Below are 17,901 nucleotides of genomic sequence, written 5' to 3'. Positions count from 1 at the left end.
TGGGGTTGGGGTTGGGGTTGGGGTTGGGGTTGGGGTTGGGGTTGGGGTTGGGGTTGGGGTTGGGGTTGGGGTTGGGGTTGGGGTTGGGGTTGGGGTTGGGGTTTTAGCTTGGCTTGGCTTGGATTTCTTTTCTCCTATCCCTTGCCTATTTCTTGCCCCCTCTCCCCAGCTCAAGAAAGGAGTCGTCAACCACAAACAAAAAATGGCGAGTACAGGAATCTTCCTGAACATCGCCATTTCTATTTGTGCATTATTTTTAAGCAGATGGGGGTCTCATCAAGGAATACGCCTAGTTTCGGGACAATCCCATTAGTTAATCCTATCGCCTGTATGGCTTACACCTGCCAAATATCCGCTAGCAGTTCGCGCAGCTCCAGCATATCGGCGGGCCATGGATCGTTGATCGCAAGCTCTTCCCCGGTCCAAGGATGCCGGAAGGCTAGCAGCTCCCCGTGCAGCGCCTGACGGCCTGCCAGTGAGCCGCCCCCCGACGTCGCGCTATCCCGCTTCCAGGCAGGCCCGCCATACAGATCATCCCCGTACAGCGGATGCCCTGCATGGCTGAGATGGACGCGAATCTGGTGCGTCCGGCCAGTCTCTAACTGAACTCGCAGCAAAGTGCCTCTGTGCAGTTGCTCTCGCCCGGTAATCAGCGTTACTGCAGGCTGGCCACTCGGCGAGACTCTTCTGCGCGCCGCATGATGTCGATCACGCCCGATTGGCGCATCGATCACCTTGAGGCTGGGCGATACCTTGCCTTCAACAATGGCAACATAATGCCGTGAGATAGATTTGTCGCGCATGTTGCTGTCAAGGACGAGCTGGGCGAATTCATTCTTGGCATACAACACAGGACCCGTCGTGTCCTTATCCAATCGATGGACATGACGGACAGCAACACCGCCGCCGGAAGATGCATAATGTCCTGCAACCAGATGGTCCAGCGTAACCTCATTGCTACTGCCGTCAGGATGCACCGCCATATCTGCCGGCTTGTGTACTACCAGACAAAAATCGTCCTCGTAGAGGACGTCAAGAGGCTGCCACACAGCTTCAATCCCGACCTCCCGAAAGGGAAACAGGGCCAGCCGCAGCCGGTCCCCTTTTCTCAGAATACCCTTCTCATGGCGCAGCCGCGTATGCAGCTTCGGGGGCATACCCACCCTAGTCAGTAACCAACTGTCGATGGCTGCTTCCTTATCATCCGCGCTAGTCAGGACCCGACCAGGCATGGCCTCTAGCCACTCCCCGCGCCGCACCCAAGAACCGCCACCCATAATCTCTCCACTCACCGCTGTCACAAAGCCTTCAGGGCATTGTAATGGCACTCGATGGTGTCATCAATATCCTGCTCACTGTGTGCGGCCGACACGAACATGCCCTCAAACTGCGACGGCGGAACGTTGATGCCGCGGTTCAGCATTTCGCCGAAATAACGACGGAATGTGTCGAGGCTGCTAGCTTTGGCTGTGTCGTAATTGACAACCGGACCTTCGGTGAAGAATGGACACACCATGGAGCCCACCCGGTTGATCGTCAGCGGGATGCCGACTTCCTCGGCATTACGTTTTAGCCCTTCTTCCAGACGAGCACCCATTCTCTCCAGATGATCATATACTTCCGGGGTCAACAGCTTCAGCGTGGTAAATCCTGCTGCCATGGCCAGTGGATTACCACTGAGCGTACCAGCTTGATAGATCGGCCCGGATGGGGCCATCTGCTCCATGATCTCTCTTTTGCCACCATAAGCGCCTACTGGAAGACCGCCGCCAATGACTTTGCCAAAACAGGTCAAATCCGGCGTAATGCCGAACAAACCTTGTGCACAGCTACGATTGACCCGGAAGCCCGTCATAACCTCATCAAAGATCAGCAACGCTCCATAGTTAGTTGTCACTTCACGCAGACCTTCCAGGAAGCCAGGCTGAGGCAAAACAACACCCATATTACCCGCAATCGGCTCTACAATGATCGCAGCAATCTCTTCGCCAAACCGTTCAAAAGCCACTTTCACAGATTCCAAATCATTATAAGGAACAGTAATCGTATTCGCTGCTACGCCTTCCGGAACCCCAGGGCTATCCGGCAATCCGAGCGTCGCTACACCGGAACCAGCCTTGATCAACAGACTGTCAGCGTGGCCATGGTACGAGCCTTCGAACTTCAGGATTTTACTGCGTCCAGTATAGCCGCGAGCCAAACGAATCGCACTCATCGTCGCTTCCGTACCAGAGTTGACCATACGCACAATGTCTACAGACGGCACGCGTTCAACTACGATTTTGGCCATTTCCGTCTCCAATAAGGTAGGCGCACCGAAGCTTGTACCTTTGGCTGCCGTCTCTTGCAGAGCTTGTACCACTTCCGGATGGGCATGACCCATAATCAGCGGTCCCCACGAACAAACATAGTCAATAAATGTATTGCCGTCGATATCATAAATACGCGAACCTGCTGCATGATCAACGTAGACCGGCGTCAGTCCTACCGATTTGAATGCCCGCACAGGGCTGTTCACCCCACCGGGGATATACTGCTTCGCTTCATCAAAAGCTTTCCGGGATGCCTCTTCCCGGCGCGCCAATGGCACATTGCCCATTCTGTCTTCACTCCTGTTCATGAATATGGTTTGCACCCGGTATTAGCCGGGTTTGCTTTAGCTTTTCATCCGCATTACACTTCGTAGATTAATTAGTGTTCTTCATCAACGCTCATCATTACAGCCTATCAACCACGCAGCCAGCGAGCAGCATCCTTCGCAAAATAAGTAATGATAATGTCCGCACCCGCACGTTTCATACCGGTTAGCATCTCCATCACTACAGCCTGCTCGTCAATCCAGCCTTGCTGAGCTGCTGCTTTGACCATCGAGTATTCTCCGCTCACATTGTAAGCAACCAGCGGCAGATCGAACTGGTCACGGATCGTGCGAATTACATCCAGATAAGCTAGCGCAGGTTTTACCATCAGCATATCTGCGCCTTCCAGCACATCCGAATCCGCCTCACGAATCGCTTCGCGCAAGTTGGCCGGGTCCATCTGGTAGGTCTTACGGTTGCCAAACTGCGGCGCAGAATCAGCAGCCTCACGGAACGGACCGTAGAACGCCGATGCATATTTGACCGAATAGGACATGATCGGCACATGCTCAAAACCGTTCTCGTCCAGCCCCGCGCGAATCGCCTGCACAAAACCATCCATCATATTGGACGGAGCAATAATGTCAGCACCAGCCTTCGCCTGGGATACCGCCGTACGAGTCAGCAGTTCCAATGAGGCGTCATTCAGCACATCACCATGCACCACACCATTAACAGTATGGGTATGCACCATACCACAGTGTCCATGGTCCGTGAATTCACACAGACAGGTATCAGCAACGACCAATAGCTCAGGGTACCACTGCTTGATCAAGCGAGTAGCCTCCTGCACGATGCCATCATCCGCGAACCCGGATGAACCGATCGCATCTTTGGTTTCAGGAATCCCGAACAGCAGAACCGCCGGAATCCCCAACGCCGCAATCTCATCGACTTCTTCCTTTAAAGTATCTAGAGAAAAATGATACACACCCGGCATAGAGCCAATCTCATTTTTCACACCTGTTCCGTAAGTTACAAAGATCGGCTGTATAAAGTCCAGCACATTCAATACCGTCTCGCGCACCATGCCACGAATCCCGGCGGTTCCACGCAGACGGCGATGCCGCATGATTGGAAAACTCATGTTTATCCCTCCTGAAATAGGTTTGTTGTGTGTTGTGTTGTGTTGTGTTGTGTTGTGTTGTGTTGTGTTGTGTTGTGTTGTGTTGTGTTGTGTTGTGTTGTGTTGTGTTGTGCGTTATACGTTTTGTTGTGTGTTGTTTTGTATTTGGTGCTATAAGTTGTATACCGAGCGCCTTAAAGCAAGGTTTACTCGCTTAGTATGGTTATCCTCAACAAACTAAACAGTTAGATTACCGACAGAATAATCACTGTCATATGCAAAATAGCTAAATCACGGCCAAAACAGCCACCGTCACAGACAGAATAGCTATGTCACACACAAATAAGTAGTGGAATGAAAATAAAGGCAAAAATGCACCTTATTTTTAGCTAAATCATGTATTTTTGGAGATTAAGAGCAAAAATGCACCTTAATTCCCCATATTAGCAGTTCTTGAACGCCATTCTAAGAAATTAAGCGACATTTTTGCCGTTAAATGCTGTATAAGGCTAAGTTCAGTAAAATTAAGGTACAAATTTGCACTTATTTTGCCAAGGTTAATAGAATGTGGTCTCGTCATAGGTTGCGCTGGTGCTCATGAGATCTCCGCTTACTCCTGCAGTTGCCCAAGTCTCATGTGTCTCTGCTTACTCCAGCAGTTGCCCAAGTCTCATGTGTCTCTGCTTACTCCTGCAGTTACCCAAATCTCATGTGTCTCTGCTTACTCCAACGATTACAATGGTTCACATGGTTCTGCTTCTTCAAGTGGGCTACAAAGGTTCTCATCGAGTTCTGCTTCTTCCAACGGCTGCACAGATTCCTCATAAGGCTTTGCTCTCCCGCACTGGCCACACTAACTCCGATGACACTATGCAAAAAACCTCCACCCGCTATCATCGGCGCTCGATCACATCGGAGCCCTTACCACTCACGCCTTGTTCCGAGTCTCTGCATTCCAGCGGCACAGCTCCTGCACCAGCGCTTCCAGTGTTGACTCTTCCGCCAGAAGTCCCGGTGTTAATCCTGCTTCCACTGCGGTTTTTTGAGTTAGTGGACCGATGCAGGCCACCTTAACGTTTGCTAATAAAGGTAGTGGGTCCTGTACCCCCATCCGTTTCAGGATGGTCAGGAAATTACGCACGGTGGACGAACTGGTGAAGGTAACGGCATGGATGCGGCCTTCTTCCAGCAGCTTGAGCAGCTCATCATCGTCCTCGCCGGTTACCACCGTCTCGTACGTGTCGGCTTCCGTCACCTGTAGCCCCAGCTCCTTCAGCTTGTCCGGCAGCCAGTCGCGCGCCAGATCGCCGCGCGGCAAGAGCACCTTCTGGCCCGGCTGCAGCTCCGCGCCGAACTTCTCGACCAGCCCTTCCGCCTGGAACCTCTCCGGAAGGGCTTCGCTCACCAGGCCGCGCTGCGCCAGCGCCCTGGCTGTCGCCGGCCCCACCGCCGCAATCCGCGCGCGGTAGAGCCGCCTGATGTCCGCCCCCAACTCCTCCAGGTGGCGGAAAAAGAACTCCACGCCGTTCACACTCGTGAAGAAGACCCAATCATACGCCTCCAGAGCGCCCAGCGCTTCGGCGATGATCGCCTTCTTCGCTTCGCCCTCCGGCATGATCGTCTCGATCACCGGGAACTCGTACGGCTCCCCGCCGAGTTCCTCAATGCGGTCCACCAGCTCGCTAGCCTGGCTGCGCGAGCGGGTGACCAGGATGCGCTTGCCGAACAGCGGCAGCGCCTCCGCCCACATCAGCTCCTCGCGCTGTAGCACGACATCGCCAACAACAATCACCGCCGGCGGCTGAAAATCCGCCGCTAGCACCTTGGCCTCAATATCGGCCAGCGTGCCGACCAGTGTCTCCTGCTCGGCACGAGTGCCCCAGCGCACGAGGGCCACTGGTGTCTCTGGCGGGCGGCCATGTTTGATCAATTGCCCGCTGATATATCCTATTTTGGCAACACCCATCAGAAAGACGAGCGTGCCTGTAGCATTCGTTACTTTATCCCAATGAATGGAATGATCCAGCTTATCCGGGCTTTCGTGGCCTGTGATAATCGACAGGGAAGAAGCATGGTCCCGGTGCGTCACAGGAATGCCCGCATAGGCCGGAACACTGATCGCTGAGGTAATGCCAGGAATGATCTCATAAGGAATGCCATGCTGACGCAGCAGCGCTGCTTCCTCACCCACCCGGCCAAAAATCGTCGGATCGCCGCCCTTAAGCCGCACCACCGTCTTTCCCTGCAACGCAAGATCAACCAGCAGCTGGTTGATTTCTTCCTGCTTCATCGTGTGGCGGTCAGGCAGCTTGCCTACATAGACCTTGTCCCCGCCAGGCTTCATCTTCTTCAGCAACCTTGGACTGGCCAGCCTGTCATACACCAGCACATCCGCTTTTTGGATACATTCTAGTCCCTTAATCGTGATTAGCTTCGCATCTCCGGGTCCTGCACCTACCAGATAGACCTTCCCCGTCATTTCCCCTCATCCCCTTGCTTCAGCCAGAATCTTCTCCGCTCCCTTAGCAATCAGTCGCTGCGCAACCTCTTTCCCAACCTGCACCGGGTCTGTCCCTGTACAGGTCTCTTTCAGGATCGTTGAACCGTCAGGTGTTCCCACCATCCCTGTCAACGATATCACGGGCTGGCCCGGTTCCGCTGTGCGTTCAACAACATTTTGCTGTTCTTCCCCAAATTCGTTCAGTACGGCAAAAGCGCCGATCGGCACCTGACAGCCGCCGTTCAGCACGCCAAGAAAAGTCCGCTCCGCCGTCACCGTCACAGCGGTGTGGGGATCGTTATACAAGTCCAGAAGCTGCCGCAGCTCGGCATCATCCTCGCGGCACTCAATGCCCAGCGCGCCCTGCCCGACAGCGGGCAGACACTCTTCCGGCGGCAAATATGCGCTTACCCGGTCCTGCCAGCCCATCCGCGCAAGCCCCGCCGCCGCCAGCAGGATCGCGTCAAATTCTCCGCTCTCCAGCTTGCGCAGCCGCGAGTCAATATTCCCGCGAATCGGCTCAATGACCAGATCCGGCCGCAGCGCCGCGAGCTGGCTGGAGCGACGCAGACTGCTCGTCCCGACGCGCGCGCTAGGCGGCAAACCATCCAGGCCTGCGCCATCCCGGGTGATCAGGCAATCACGCGGGTCCTGACGCTGCGGTACAGCACCATTGATCAGGCCTTCCGGAAGCACGGCAGGCATGTCCTTCATACTATGTACCGCCATGTCGATTTCTTTGTCGAGCATAGCCTGTTCAATTTCTTTGACGAAGAGGCCCTTGCCGCCCACCTTGGATAGTGTAACATCGAGAATTTGGTCGCCTTTGGTGACGATTTTCTTCACCTCGAACGTAAATTCCAGTCCATGTTCCCGGCTCAGCCGCTCCAGATCAGCAATAACCTGCCCGGTTTGTGTCAGTGCCAGTGCACTTTGTCTGCTGCCCACAATAATCTTTCGCATTCCTTATTCCTCCCGGTTGTCGGCAATCCAGGTGTCAATGACCTCCGGACTCCACTCTATAAAGGTTCCCTGTCTCATCTGATCCAACACATCAAGCCCTTCCAGTCTGCGCAGGAGATGCCTGCGAACCGATGGAGATGGTTCCCTGCGCTTAATCTCTCCCCGCATGCGGTACAGAAAATCCAGATAGGGCTCGTATTCATCGCCCAGCAATTCCTCCAGCTGTTCCCTGATTCGCGTGACCGCTCCGGGACCTGCTCCTGACGCTGATACGGCAACGGTCAACCGTCCCCGCCGAAGAACAGCAGGCGTAATAAAATTTCCGACCTCCCCATGACTGACCACATTCACGGGAATCCCCTGCATTCGGGCTTCCTGAGCTACATCCCCGTTCACCTGACCATCATTGCTGGCCGCATATACGAGAAAGGCTCCACGGGTATCACCGGGAGCATAATGGCGGTTCAGCCAGATCAAGCGGCCTGTTTCTGCAAAGTGAGTCAATACCGCTGTCAATTCGGGACTGATTACTGTGACCACTGCACCGGATTCCAGCAGACCGAGCACCTTGCGCTCCGCAACAGCTCCGCCACCGATCACAATACAGTGTTGTCCTGAACAATCCAGCATTATCGGTAGATAGAATGGCATGTCAGTTTCACTCCCCGCCCCAGCTGTGGAAATTCGACCAGGAGTTCAGCAGAAAATTGAGAATAATGAATCCATATCCCGAGATCGCCCAGCGAGCCATCAACACTCCGCTATTCTGGCCAGACCGCTTCAATATAAGATAAGCTATGTAAATCCCCAGACCGATTAGTGTGGTCAACACTTTCAAATCCTGAAACAGCATCAGACGCCCTTCCACCACAATGGAGAGTCCTGCCATCACTAGCGAAAAGACCAGCAGCGGCGTTCCGGCTAACACCGAATAATAGGTGTATTTATCAAGCATTTCCAGGCTAGGCAAGCGACGAATCCGGTCACTCCACTTCTTGTTCTTCAAACGGGTATGCAAGAACAAATACATGATCGCAAACACCGTCCCCAGCGTCAGTGCCGCAAAGCTCAAATTGGCCAGAATAATATGCACCGCCAGCCAGCCATGTACCGCACTCCAGCTTTGCAGCGTATGATCCTCGGCCGTCAGCCAGACCCTGTTCAGCAGGAACACACTAAATCCCGCCACGCTGAGCAAAAGAATCGTAAACTCCGATCTCCGTGTCAGCGCCACCCCGAGTGAGGTCAACACAATACTGAACGAGAACCAGAACAAGAAATCATAAGGTGTAAAAATCGGCAGCCCGCCCTCTTCAGCGAAACGAATACCCAGACCCGTAAGCTGAAGCAGGCCGACAACAACAAGAAGCCCTGTGCCCAGCCGTTTTTCGCTCGGACTCCGCCGAAGGCAATCCGAGAAAACAAACAGCAGGCTCAAGGCATACACCAGCAGAGCGGCATCATATATTCCGTTCAACAACATCTGCTCACCTGCCCAGCAGGCCTGCTGGAGCAAGCGTTGTTCCTGGCAGCACTACATTGGCAGCTGTGCCTGTTACTTGTTTACCTTGGGCCTGATTGGTAGGAGCAGAGCCTCCACCCTGTGAGCCTTCATCGAGATGGCCCTGCAGCGCGAAGATTTTGGAGAAATAATCAAGGGCTTCATTTCCCTGCTTGCCCCCGGACATCTCCTTGATTACATTAATCGGATCATGCATCATCTGGTTCACGATGCTCTTCGTCAGACGGCGGATCACCTTGCGCTGATGTTCATCCAGCTCTGGCAGCTTGTTGAACAAGCTCTCCATCGTCTCTTCATGAATCGCATTCGATTTGTCCTGGAGCGCACGGATAACGGGGCGAACGCCCAGCGTCTTGAGCCAGAGCTGAAACTCGTCCATTTCCTCACTGATCATGACCTCGATCTTGGCAGCTTCGCTGCGGCGCATCTCCAGATTGTTCTCGACAATGCCCTCCAGATCGTCGATATCATACAGGAACACACCAGATACATTGGCCGCTTCGGGATCAATATCCCGCGGAACCGCAATATCAATCATGAACAGCGGCCGCGAAGGGCGGCGCTTCATGCCTTCCGCTACCTGCTGGGCCGTAAGCACATAACCTGCTGCCCCAGTAGAGCTGATCACAATATCTACTTCATCGAGATGCTTCAGCGCGTCCTCAATCGTACTCGGCTTGCCGGAGAACTTCTCGGCCAGTTCCGCCGCCCGTGACAGTGTGCGGTTAGCGACAATCACCTCAGCCGCACCGCTGCTATAAAGGTGCTTCACGGTTAGCTCGCTCATTTTGCCTGCGCCAAGAATGAGTACCTTTTTACCAGTGAACATGCCAAAAATACGCTTGCCCAGCTCCACAGCCGCATAACTGACTGACACTGCGCTCTCGCCGATCGAAGTCTCACTATGGGCCCGCTTGCCGAGCGTAACCGCCTGCTTGAACAGCTTATTGAACCACGTTCCCGTAGCCCCTTCCGCCTGTGCAGTCAAAAAAGCGCTCCGCACTTGTCCCAGGATCTGCGTCTCGCCAATCACCATCGAATCCAGACCGCAGGTCACCCGGAACAAATGTGCGATCGCCTGCTCGTCTTCATATATATACATATGCTGCGAAAATTGCTCACTTCTTACCCCGAACCACTGTTCCATGAAGCCACGGATGAAATATCCGCACATATGGAGACGGTCCACGACCACGTATATCTCAGTCCGGTTGCACGTAGCAACCACGACACCCTCCAGAACACTCTTCGTTCCCATTAATTGGTGAAGCGCTTCCGGTAAATCTTGTTCCGCAAAAGCGAACTGCTCCCTCACCTCTACGGGCGCCGTACGATAATTCAGTCCAACGACGACGATGTGCATCGCAAGTTCACCATCCTAATCTCATTTATTGCTGTAATCATTGCTGCATCACGATCACCTATCAGAATGACGACTCTTTCACATCATCCACAAACGCTGTGTTAAGTATATCACACGAAATTACGACTTTTTACTTATTTTTTGAACGGTTTATGAACTCCAGATAATAATTATTATAAATAAAAATCCATTAAAACTCCATGATTAGGATGGGTAATAATCGAAGAAATTATAATATTTTTACAAATTAATCACCATTTTCGGATCACCACTGTCATAAAACATTCATCCGCTACATGCATAAAGTAGAAGTTCGCCGGGCTTCATAGAAAAAGCCCAGCGAATCATCGCCGGGCATACATGTAAGATTAAAATGATAGCACAACCTGTGGACTGATTACTCGGCAGGAGTGTACACGACCTTTTTCTCCACCGTAGTTATTTTTCCATACTTGTTAATAGCCTTGAAGATAAAGATGTTCTCCCCTTCAGACAGCGTCACATCCTGATAAATACTGCCATAGCTGCTGACCAGCTTATCATTGAGATAGACCTTCGGGGAGCTATCATTGGCATCAGTGGCACTGCCGGTAAACGTAAGCCGCTTGCTGCTAGTGGTCTCAGGGATATAATCCAGCTTCAACTCTGGTGCACTCACCTCTAATTTGACCGTCTTGGTGATCACCTCAGAGCTTTTGCCCAGACTGTTAATGGCTTTGAACGTAAATACGTTATCCCCATCCTTGAGAGTCACATCTTTACTGAAAGAACCATAGCTGCTGATCAACTGGTCATTCATATAGATTTTCGGAGAGTAGTCGTTCTTGTCCGTAGCTTTACCCGTAAACGTCAGCGTCGTCGAACCGGTTGTTTCCGGGATAAAATCAATCGTCAGCTCCGGTCCGCCCACTGCAAAAGTGATGGTCTTCGTAATGATCTCAGAGCTCTTGCCCAGGCTGTTAACGGCTTTGAAACGGAATACGTTCTCTCCCTCTTTCAAAGTCACATCTTTGCTAAAGGAACCATAGCTGCTGATCAACTGATCATTCATATAGATCTTCGGAGAGTAGTCGTTCTTATCAGTAGCCTTACCGGAGAAAGTAATGGTCTTGGTACTGCTTGTTTCCGGTACAAGATCCAGCGTCAATTCTGGCCCGCCTACCGCGAAAATAATTTTCTTGGTGACTACAGCCGAGCTTTTGCCCAGACGGTTGGTCGCTTTAAAGGTGAATACATTCTCACCTTCTTTAAGCGTAACATCCTTGCTGAACGTACCGTAGCTGCTGATCAATTGGTCATTCATGTAGATCTTCGGAGAGCTGTCATTCTTATCCGTCGCTTTACCGCTAAGCGTAATGGTGGATTTATTCACCGTTTCAGGAGTGGTATCGAGTACCAGTTCCGGTCCACCCAGCGAGAGCGTGATTTGCTTTTCAACTACCGCGGTTTTGCCGTTCTTATTAGTTGCAACAATGACCAGCTTGTTGACCCCTTCTTTAAGCGTAACATCCGCATTCCAGCTTCCGCCGTAGGACACATATACATCCTTGTCATTAATCGTTACCACCGGGTACTTATCACTGCTGTCTGTGACTTTACCTGTAATATTCACCGTTGGCTGATTGGCCGTATCTGGAGCCTGCACCGTCAGTTTGGGACCTGTTGTTTCAAAAGATACTTGCTTCGTGACTGTCTTGGAGCGTCCGTTCGGCAGAACGGCCTTGATGACAAAGTCGTAGACCTTCTCCCCTGCATCCAAACTGTAGGCTTCGGCAAAAGAACCGTTGTTGTTCTCCACTTCTTCATCATTAATATATACCTTGGCGTCCGCATTGACTTTTCCCGTAATCTTGAGTGTCGCGTCGGACACTTTAGCAGGCACCTGCACATCCAGTTGTACATCTTTGCTCGCATTGGTGTAGGAGGACTTCAACACCCGATACAGCAGCGTTGCCACAGAGGCTCTGTTGATCGGAGCGTTCGGCTTGAAGCTTCCATCCGGGAAGCCTTGAATCAACTTCTTGTCCACCGCCACAGCTACCTCTTGAGCAAGCTGCGGAGAAATATCGCTATAGTCATCGAACTTCCAGCGCAGTGCGTTGTCCGCATCTACACCTTCAGTAGCCAGTCCCATGGCCCGAACCAGCGCTACCGCCACATCTTCACGGGTAGCCTTCGCTTGCGGATCAAAGAACGGCTTGCCCTTCATCGGGAAGTAGCCTGTCAGATAGTCCTTGGAGGACTCCACATATTTATAAGCCCAGGAAGAGGGGGATACATCAGAGAACGTCGGCTCCTCAGCTTCCACCAAATCCAGACCAAACGTCAACGTAATCAGCTTCGCCAGCTGCTCACGCGTAATCGGCGCTTCAGGCTTAAACGTACCATCCGGATTCCCCGTAATAATTCCCTGACTAGCCATACTCTCAATGGCTTCATTCGCCCAGTATGTAGTCTTCACATCAATAAAAACATATGAACTGCTCTGCTGCACAACCGTCGCTGCATTAGCAACCCCGCCAAACAACAGACTAAGCAGCATCAGCCAGACTGCCGCATAACGAATACTTTTCCCCTTCACTAACCATCGCCTCCACAATGTTCATACATAGTTCTGCCCCTCTCATTATCTATCATCTATCAAGAGCAGAGAAGGATTTCCAAGGAATTATTATACAGCAACTGGGTCATATGTAATAGGTGTAAGGACACAAAAGACCTGATCTCGGAGATATTTCACCGAAACCAGGCCTTGATCTGATTAAGCACATCCTTCGCTTCTGGACCGTTATATCCAAAGGCATTCCCGATCATCTTCACATATTCATTAAATGTCGTCTCCCGACTGTAGCGATCTCCCCACCAGCGCCAAGCGTGGTAGCCAGAATCGGAGCCTATATACGTAAGCTCAATCCCCGATTTTCTGTACACACGATCAAAGATGAACAGAGCACGTACCCTATACCAAAAGCATCAGCACAAGATATATCCAATATATTCCACAATATATGTACAGGATTAAAATGTGCCTACAATTATTCCAAATGTCATGAATTTAAATAGATAACTCCCTTTATTAAGCAGTAACACTCTCGTCATAACAAAGCGTATACGCACTTATCTAACTCGTTACGATCCACTAAAAAATAAGAAAATATTCTTTTGAACTGGCCGTTTTGAAAAGTTCTGGGCACCGAATCATTCACTCATTATTCGTTCCGACGTAATTCTTGGGAGGAGTTAGCTTTTTTTCAAAATATCACGTGAGATTTTGTTTATACTTATCTGCACGAATGAGAGCGATCTCCATTTTCGTAAAGTGACTAAAAAAATCTTCCCTGCTATCTAAGATACCCTATCTCGTCATCGCAGATCTCATGAATAGTAGGTTGGGCCCGTCCTATACTTAACATATTCTTCTCCAGCTTTGGTTATTTTCTCCGAAATTGAACCGGCCGTCACCTTTTCAAGTATCGCAATTCTCCTCGAAACAACACTTTGCCTAGATGAAATTCTCAAAATTATTGATAGATCAATGAGGATTAGTATTCATTCTCTTTCACTATTTACAAGAACTCAACTTAGTCCCTACTAAACAAATCTCTGGTGTACACCTTTTCTTCAACATCTTTTATGTCATCAGATAATCTGTTCGCCACGATAACATCAGAAATCTTCTTAAATTCTTTAATGTCATTTATTACTCTTGAATGATAAAATTCTCCCGAATCAAGAGTTGGTTCATACACCACAACTTCTATACCCTTCGTTTGAATACGCTTCATAACCCCTTGAATAGAAGACTGTCTGAAATTATCTGAATCCATTTTCATAGTTAGTCTATAAATCCCTACAACCTTAGGATTTCTTTTTATAATCATATCTGAAATATGATCTTTTCTTGTACCATTTGCAGCAACAATTGCTGCCATAATATTTTGAGGCACATCCGCATAATTAGCCAATAATTGCTTGGTATCTTTAGGTAAACAGTATCCTCCATAACCAAAGGATGGATTATTATAATGATCGCCAATTCTAGGATCAAGACTTACCCCATTTATTATTTGCATAGTATTAAGTCCTCTAACTTCTGCGTATGTATCAAGTTCGTTAAAAAAGGCAACTCTTAGGGCGAGATATGTATTTGCAAATAACTTAATAGCCTCCGCTTCTGTCGATTCTGTAAACAGTATAGGAATATCTTTCTTTAAAGCTCCCTGAGATAAAAGATTAGCAAACCAACTTGCTCTCTCTGACTGTTCCCCTACAACTATTCTAGTTGGATACAAATTATCATATAGAGCCTTTCCTTCTCTTAAAAACTCTGGTGAAAAAATAATGTTTTCTGTGCTAAACATCTCTCTCACTCTATTTGTATAACCAACCGGTACTGTTGATTTAATAACCATTATAGCATCTGGATTTATGGAAAGTACGTTTGCAATTACATTCTCAACAGTTCTAGTGTCGAAATAGTTCTTTTCTGAATCATAGTTAGTTGGCGTAGAGATAATAACATATTCTGCATTCTTAAATGCCTCATTAATATCTGTTGTTGCAGTCAAATTCAATTCCTTTGTTGCTAAGAATTCTTCAATTTCTCTATCGATTATAGGAGATTTTCTATTATTAATCATACGTATCTTTTCTTCATTAGTATCAAGTGCAATTACTTCATTATTTTGAGCTAATAACACTGCATTAGAAAGCCCTACATATCCTATCCCTGCAATTGTAATTCTCAACTATTAACCCCCCAATTCGCTCTTATATATTACAATTTTAATTCTTTGTCTAAGTAATTCTACTTACTTTTTACTATTGCTCATATAATAAAGCTCAAGATCTTTTGCCACTGAATACGCACTATATCCATGCCGTTCAACTAATTCTATGCTCTCATTGGAAAAACGAACATCTTTATAGTTTACTATTGTATCGATCCATATTTCTTTATTAGAATTTATGTCGAGTCTACTAACATAATCCGAAATGCATACAATTCCCGGAAAACCTGTGGATAATACTGTGGGGGTCCCAACAGCCTGTGATTCAATAGCAGTAGTCCCGAACCCTTCATAATAAGAAGTCCCAACAAAGACATCGAATGCCATGTAATAATTCCAAACGTCTCTTTGTTCCCCTAATAAAAATACTTTGTCTTGGAGTCTATAATCTTTTATTTTTTTTTCAATTTCACTTCTCATGCTACCTTCTCCAATTAATAGCAATACCGCATCATCATGTTTATGTTGCAATTCATTAAATATATCAAGCAAAAACATCAAATTCTTTTGAGGAGATAATCTTCCAATTGCTCCTATTACAAATTTATTCTCAACTTTGAGTATCGATCGTATGTTATTTCTTTGGTTAGCTGAAAAATGAAATTTATCTATTTGTATTCCGTTTTTTACAACTTTGACCAAATCTGCTTTTCTTTCTCCAATCCCCCATACACCAGCCTCATATGAACAGGCAAAATAATCTGTTGCAAATAAAGGGGTTACGGACTTTAATACTTTCTTTATTAGTAGATTTTTTTCATTTGGAAGATAATCTGTTGTTCTAGAATGTAAGATTCTACATTTAATACCAGCTCTTTTAGCTGCATACAAAACAAAAATCCCTGTACTTAGATCATGAACATGGATTATATCAAATTTATTATCTTTAAAAAATCGGCTCAATTTCTTTACGTATTCTATAATGTTATTTATGTTCATTGGAGGTAAATTGTAATATTCCCCTCCCATCTGCCGAAATTCAGTCAAACTATTACTATCGTCAATCTGATTTAGCTTTAAGAGAGAGAATTTTATTTTCGTCCTATCTATATTTCTATACCAATCTAATAATCTAGACTCAATACCACCTGAATTAAATCCCGGAGCATAGTGAAGTACTCTAATCATTTCACTTTCATTTTCCCCCATAACAGTTAACACCTCTCTGATCTTTTATTTAAAATTCAAGGATTTATTTATTTAATATAACCATGATTTTCGCTTTGCCTGGAAATTTAATATAATTTATTATTGAACTAAATTCTTTCCTTGCGCTAGGTATAAGGTATATTACAACAAGATAAAATGTCAGACTTAAAATAATAGAAAAAATAGACCATGTAAGACCAGAATTTACAACCTTCAAGAGTAAAGCTAGCCCTACCATACAAGTAACTCCTAGAATTGAATTCTTTGCATTCTTAAGGAATGTGAGGGGATGAATACGAAATACAAAATTCATAATGCATAAATGTACTAGTATTTGTAGTATTTTAATAAATGAAGTAGCATAGGCTAGAGCTAGAAAACCTGCTTTAGAGCTTATAATTAACGTGGGAACTAAAAAAAGTAGATACATTAATTGTGCCCATATGGAGATCATCGGCCTTCCTTTCGCCCTGTAAAACTCGCTACCGAACTGCGCAAACACTAATGTTACACCACTCATTAATCCATATATCCCAACAAACGGGACAGCTTCAATCCATTGATTACCCAACAAAATACTAGTAACCAATTCTTTATATAGAAATATGCCTGCTCCCATTGGTAAAATCAAAAAAGATACACCCTTAATAAAATTAAGATAAAATCTTTTGAATTCTATATCATCATTTTGAAGTCTAGAAAGGGATGAAAATAGAACCGATGTTGTTGCAATTGTAACAATGGCTAAAACACCATTTACTGTCACCATTGTTGTTTTATATAGTCCTAGATAATATATAGATAATGTACTACCAACAATGAATGTTCCTATATATGATGTCAACCAACCAAGCATAGCTTCAATTAGAGATCCTATACTGAAGCTAAGCATTTCTTTTAATACTTTAAAATCATAATAAAAAGTTGGCTTCCAAGTCGATTTTACAGTTAGTATTAGGGCATTAACTAAATTCCCACTAATTGTTCCAATAATTAAAGACCAATAACTAAAGCCCAATAGTGCTAATGGTATCGTGATTATCAGTGGAACACACACTCCGAATATTCGGACATAAAACAACGTTTTAAAATCTAAGTAGCGACGATATACAGCAATTTGAATGCTAGAAAATGAAGTTAAAGGTAATGAGATTCCTGCAACCACAATGACTATGCCTAAACCAGGGTTACCAACCCATTCAGCTATTCTTTGAGAAAATACTCCAATTAACATCCACATCAAAAAAGAAATCCCTAGGTTAGTCCAAAATGCAACAACTACGCTCTGGAGCAATTTTTTTTCAGAAGCAAATTCATATTGTATTATATATTTTTGAAATCCGGAGTCACTAAACATGTCAGCAAAACTAATAATCATTGTAACAGTTGCAATAACACCGAATGCTTCTGGTGATAGTATCCTTGCAATTACTAGACTTGTTATAAACACTATAAGTTTCGCAATAATTTCCGCCAAAGATGACCACTTGACTGCTGAAATTACCTTGTTATTGAAATTATCCAATTATTTACACCAATCACCTTTCTTATATATTTTGTTACATTTCTAAAAATTATTTTTAAATTTCGAAGTTTAAATTATTGATCACACTCCACACAGTCAAACCGTTAGGAAAAAATCATTTAATGCGACAGAATTCACCTCTGTTGGAATAGCTCACCACTCATTACAGACTAATTTATACATTCAAAAAACATTATCCCTTCTCCTACAGTATGTCCACCTTAGTCTAGTAGAGTACCATTAGTTTTTTCCTGATTTTTGAAATAAGACATTCTGATTAATTCTACAGTTAGCACCGATTTTAGAGTTTGAATGTAACACACTAAACGATTATGTATAAACCAGAATTATAAATCTACATTAGGTGTATATATGAAACCAAGA

Annotated in this window: 14 protein-coding genes; 1 reads left to right on the top strand and 13 read right to left on the bottom strand. The window is 46.8% G+C overall.

Going from position 1 to position 17,901, the window contains the following annotated elements; genetic code table 11:
* Window positions 1-313: hypothetical protein (locus ACFORK_RS16025; RefSeq protein WP_379200584.1), on the top strand; the 313-nt coding region annotated here is incomplete at its 5' end.
* A gap of 22 nt (window positions 314-335) precedes the next feature.
* On the opposite strand, the gene ACFORK_RS16020 is transcribed toward ACFORK_RS16025, so the two are convergent.
* The 13 genes from ACFORK_RS16020 to ACFORK_RS15960 form a co-directional block, all read right to left on the bottom strand.
* Complete coding sequence (locus tag ACFORK_RS16020) at window positions 336-1,277, bottom strand: RluA family pseudouridine synthase (protein WP_379200623.1); 942 nt, start codon at window positions 1,275-1,277, stop codon at window positions 336-338.
* Between the two features lie 20 nt (window positions 1,278-1,297).
* A complete protein-coding gene (hemL, locus tag ACFORK_RS16015) occupies window positions 1,298-2,599 on the bottom strand; it encodes a glutamate-1-semialdehyde 2,1-aminomutase (protein WP_379200582.1) in 1,302 nt (433 codons plus the stop codon).
* Window positions 2,600-2,727: 128 nt separating this feature from the next.
* A complete protein-coding gene (gene hemB / locus ACFORK_RS16010; protein WP_379200580.1) occupies window positions 2,728-3,726 on the bottom strand; it encodes a porphobilinogen synthase in 999 nt (332 codons plus the stop codon).
* Window positions 3,727-4,633: 907 nt separating this feature from the next.
* Window positions 4,634-6,184: a uroporphyrinogen-III C-methyltransferase gene (cobA, locus tag ACFORK_RS16005; RefSeq protein ID WP_379200578.1), complete on the bottom strand. Its 1,551-nt coding sequence runs from the start codon at window positions 6,182-6,184 to the stop codon at window positions 4,634-4,636.
* 6 nt (window positions 6,185-6,190) lie between these two features.
* Window positions 6,191-7,168, bottom strand: coding sequence for a hydroxymethylbilane synthase (gene hemC / locus ACFORK_RS16000; protein ID WP_379200576.1), 978 nt, complete (start codon window positions 7,166-7,168; stop codon window positions 6,191-6,193).
* Between the two features lie 3 nt (window positions 7,169-7,171).
* Entirely contained in the window at window positions 7,172-7,819 is a 648-nt protein-coding gene (locus tag ACFORK_RS15995; RefSeq protein ID WP_379200574.1) for a precorrin-2 dehydrogenase/sirohydrochlorin ferrochelatase family protein, read from the bottom strand.
* A gap of 7 nt (window positions 7,820-7,826) precedes the next feature.
* Complete coding sequence (ccsA, locus tag ACFORK_RS15990) at window positions 7,827-8,651, bottom strand: cytochrome c biogenesis protein CcsA (protein WP_379200572.1); 825 nt, start codon at window positions 8,649-8,651, stop codon at window positions 7,827-7,829.
* Window positions 8,652-8,655: 4 nt separating this feature from the next.
* A complete protein-coding gene (gene hemA, locus ACFORK_RS15985; protein ID WP_379200570.1) occupies window positions 8,656-10,053 on the bottom strand; it encodes a glutamyl-tRNA reductase in 1,398 nt (465 codons plus the stop codon).
* Between the two features lie 397 nt (window positions 10,054-10,450).
* Window positions 10,451-12,634: an S-layer homology domain-containing protein gene (locus ACFORK_RS15980; protein WP_379200568.1), complete on the bottom strand. Its 2,184-nt coding sequence runs from the start codon at window positions 12,632-12,634 to the stop codon at window positions 10,451-10,453.
* Window positions 12,635-12,789: 155 nt separating this feature from the next.
* Complete coding sequence (locus ACFORK_RS15975) at window positions 12,790-12,984, bottom strand: hypothetical protein (RefSeq protein WP_379200566.1); 195 nt, start codon at window positions 12,982-12,984, stop codon at window positions 12,790-12,792.
* A gap of 650 nt (window positions 12,985-13,634) precedes the next feature.
* Window positions 13,635-14,801: a nucleotide sugar dehydrogenase gene (locus ACFORK_RS15970; RefSeq protein WP_379200564.1), complete on the bottom strand. Its 1,167-nt coding sequence runs from the start codon at window positions 14,799-14,801 to the stop codon at window positions 13,635-13,637.
* 63 nt (window positions 14,802-14,864) lie between these two features.
* Entirely contained in the window at window positions 14,865-15,992 is a 1,128-nt protein-coding gene (locus ACFORK_RS15965) for a glycosyltransferase (protein WP_379200561.1), read from the bottom strand.
* 43 nt (window positions 15,993-16,035) lie between these two features.
* Window positions 16,036-17,517, bottom strand: a complete 1,482-nt coding sequence (locus ACFORK_RS15960; protein ID WP_379200559.1) for a lipopolysaccharide biosynthesis protein — start codon at window positions 17,515-17,517, stop codon at window positions 16,036-16,038.
* Window positions 17,518-17,901: the final 384 nt, after the last annotated feature.

This window comes from Paenibacillus sp. GCM10012306 (genome assembly GCF_042649265.1).
Classification (GTDB): domain Bacteria; phylum Bacillota; class Bacilli; order Paenibacillales; family Paenibacillaceae; genus Paenibacillus_AQ.
Note: the sequence above shows the minus strand (reverse complement) of the source record. Positions and strands in the feature narration are given on the sequence as shown.

Bases quoted from the DNA above. Each gene is read 5' to 3' on its own strand.
- ACFORK_RS16020 (WP_379200623.1), bottom strand. From the start codon at position 1,277: ATGGGTGGCGGTTCTTGGGTGCGGCGCGGGGAGTGGCTAGAGGCCATG.
- hemL (WP_379200582.1), bottom strand. From the start codon at position 2,599: ATGGGCAATGTGCCATTGGCGCGCCGGGAAGAGGCATCCCGGAAAGCT.
- hemB (WP_379200580.1), bottom strand. From the start codon at position 3,726: ATGAGTTTTCCAATCATGCGGCATCGCCGTCTGCGTGGAACCGCCGGG.
- cobA (WP_379200578.1), bottom strand. From the start codon at position 6,184: ATGACGGGGAAGGTCTATCTGGTAGGTGCAGGACCCGGAGATGCGAAG.
- hemC (WP_379200576.1), bottom strand. From the start codon at position 7,168: ATGCGAAAGATTATTGTGGGCAGCAGACAAAGTGCACTGGCACTGACA.
- ACFORK_RS15995 (WP_379200574.1), bottom strand. From the start codon at position 7,819: ATGCCATTCTATCTACCGATAATGCTGGATTGTTCAGGACAACACTGT.
- ccsA (WP_379200572.1), bottom strand. From the start codon at position 8,651: ATGTTGTTGAACGGAATATATGATGCCGCTCTGCTGGTGTATGCCTTG.
- hemA (WP_379200570.1), bottom strand. From the start codon at position 10,053: ATGCACATCGTCGTCGTTGGACTGAATTATCGTACGGCGCCCGTAGAG.
- ACFORK_RS15965 (WP_379200561.1), bottom strand. From the start codon at position 15,992: ATGGGGGAAAATGAAAGTGAAATGATTAGAGTACTTCACTATGCTCCG.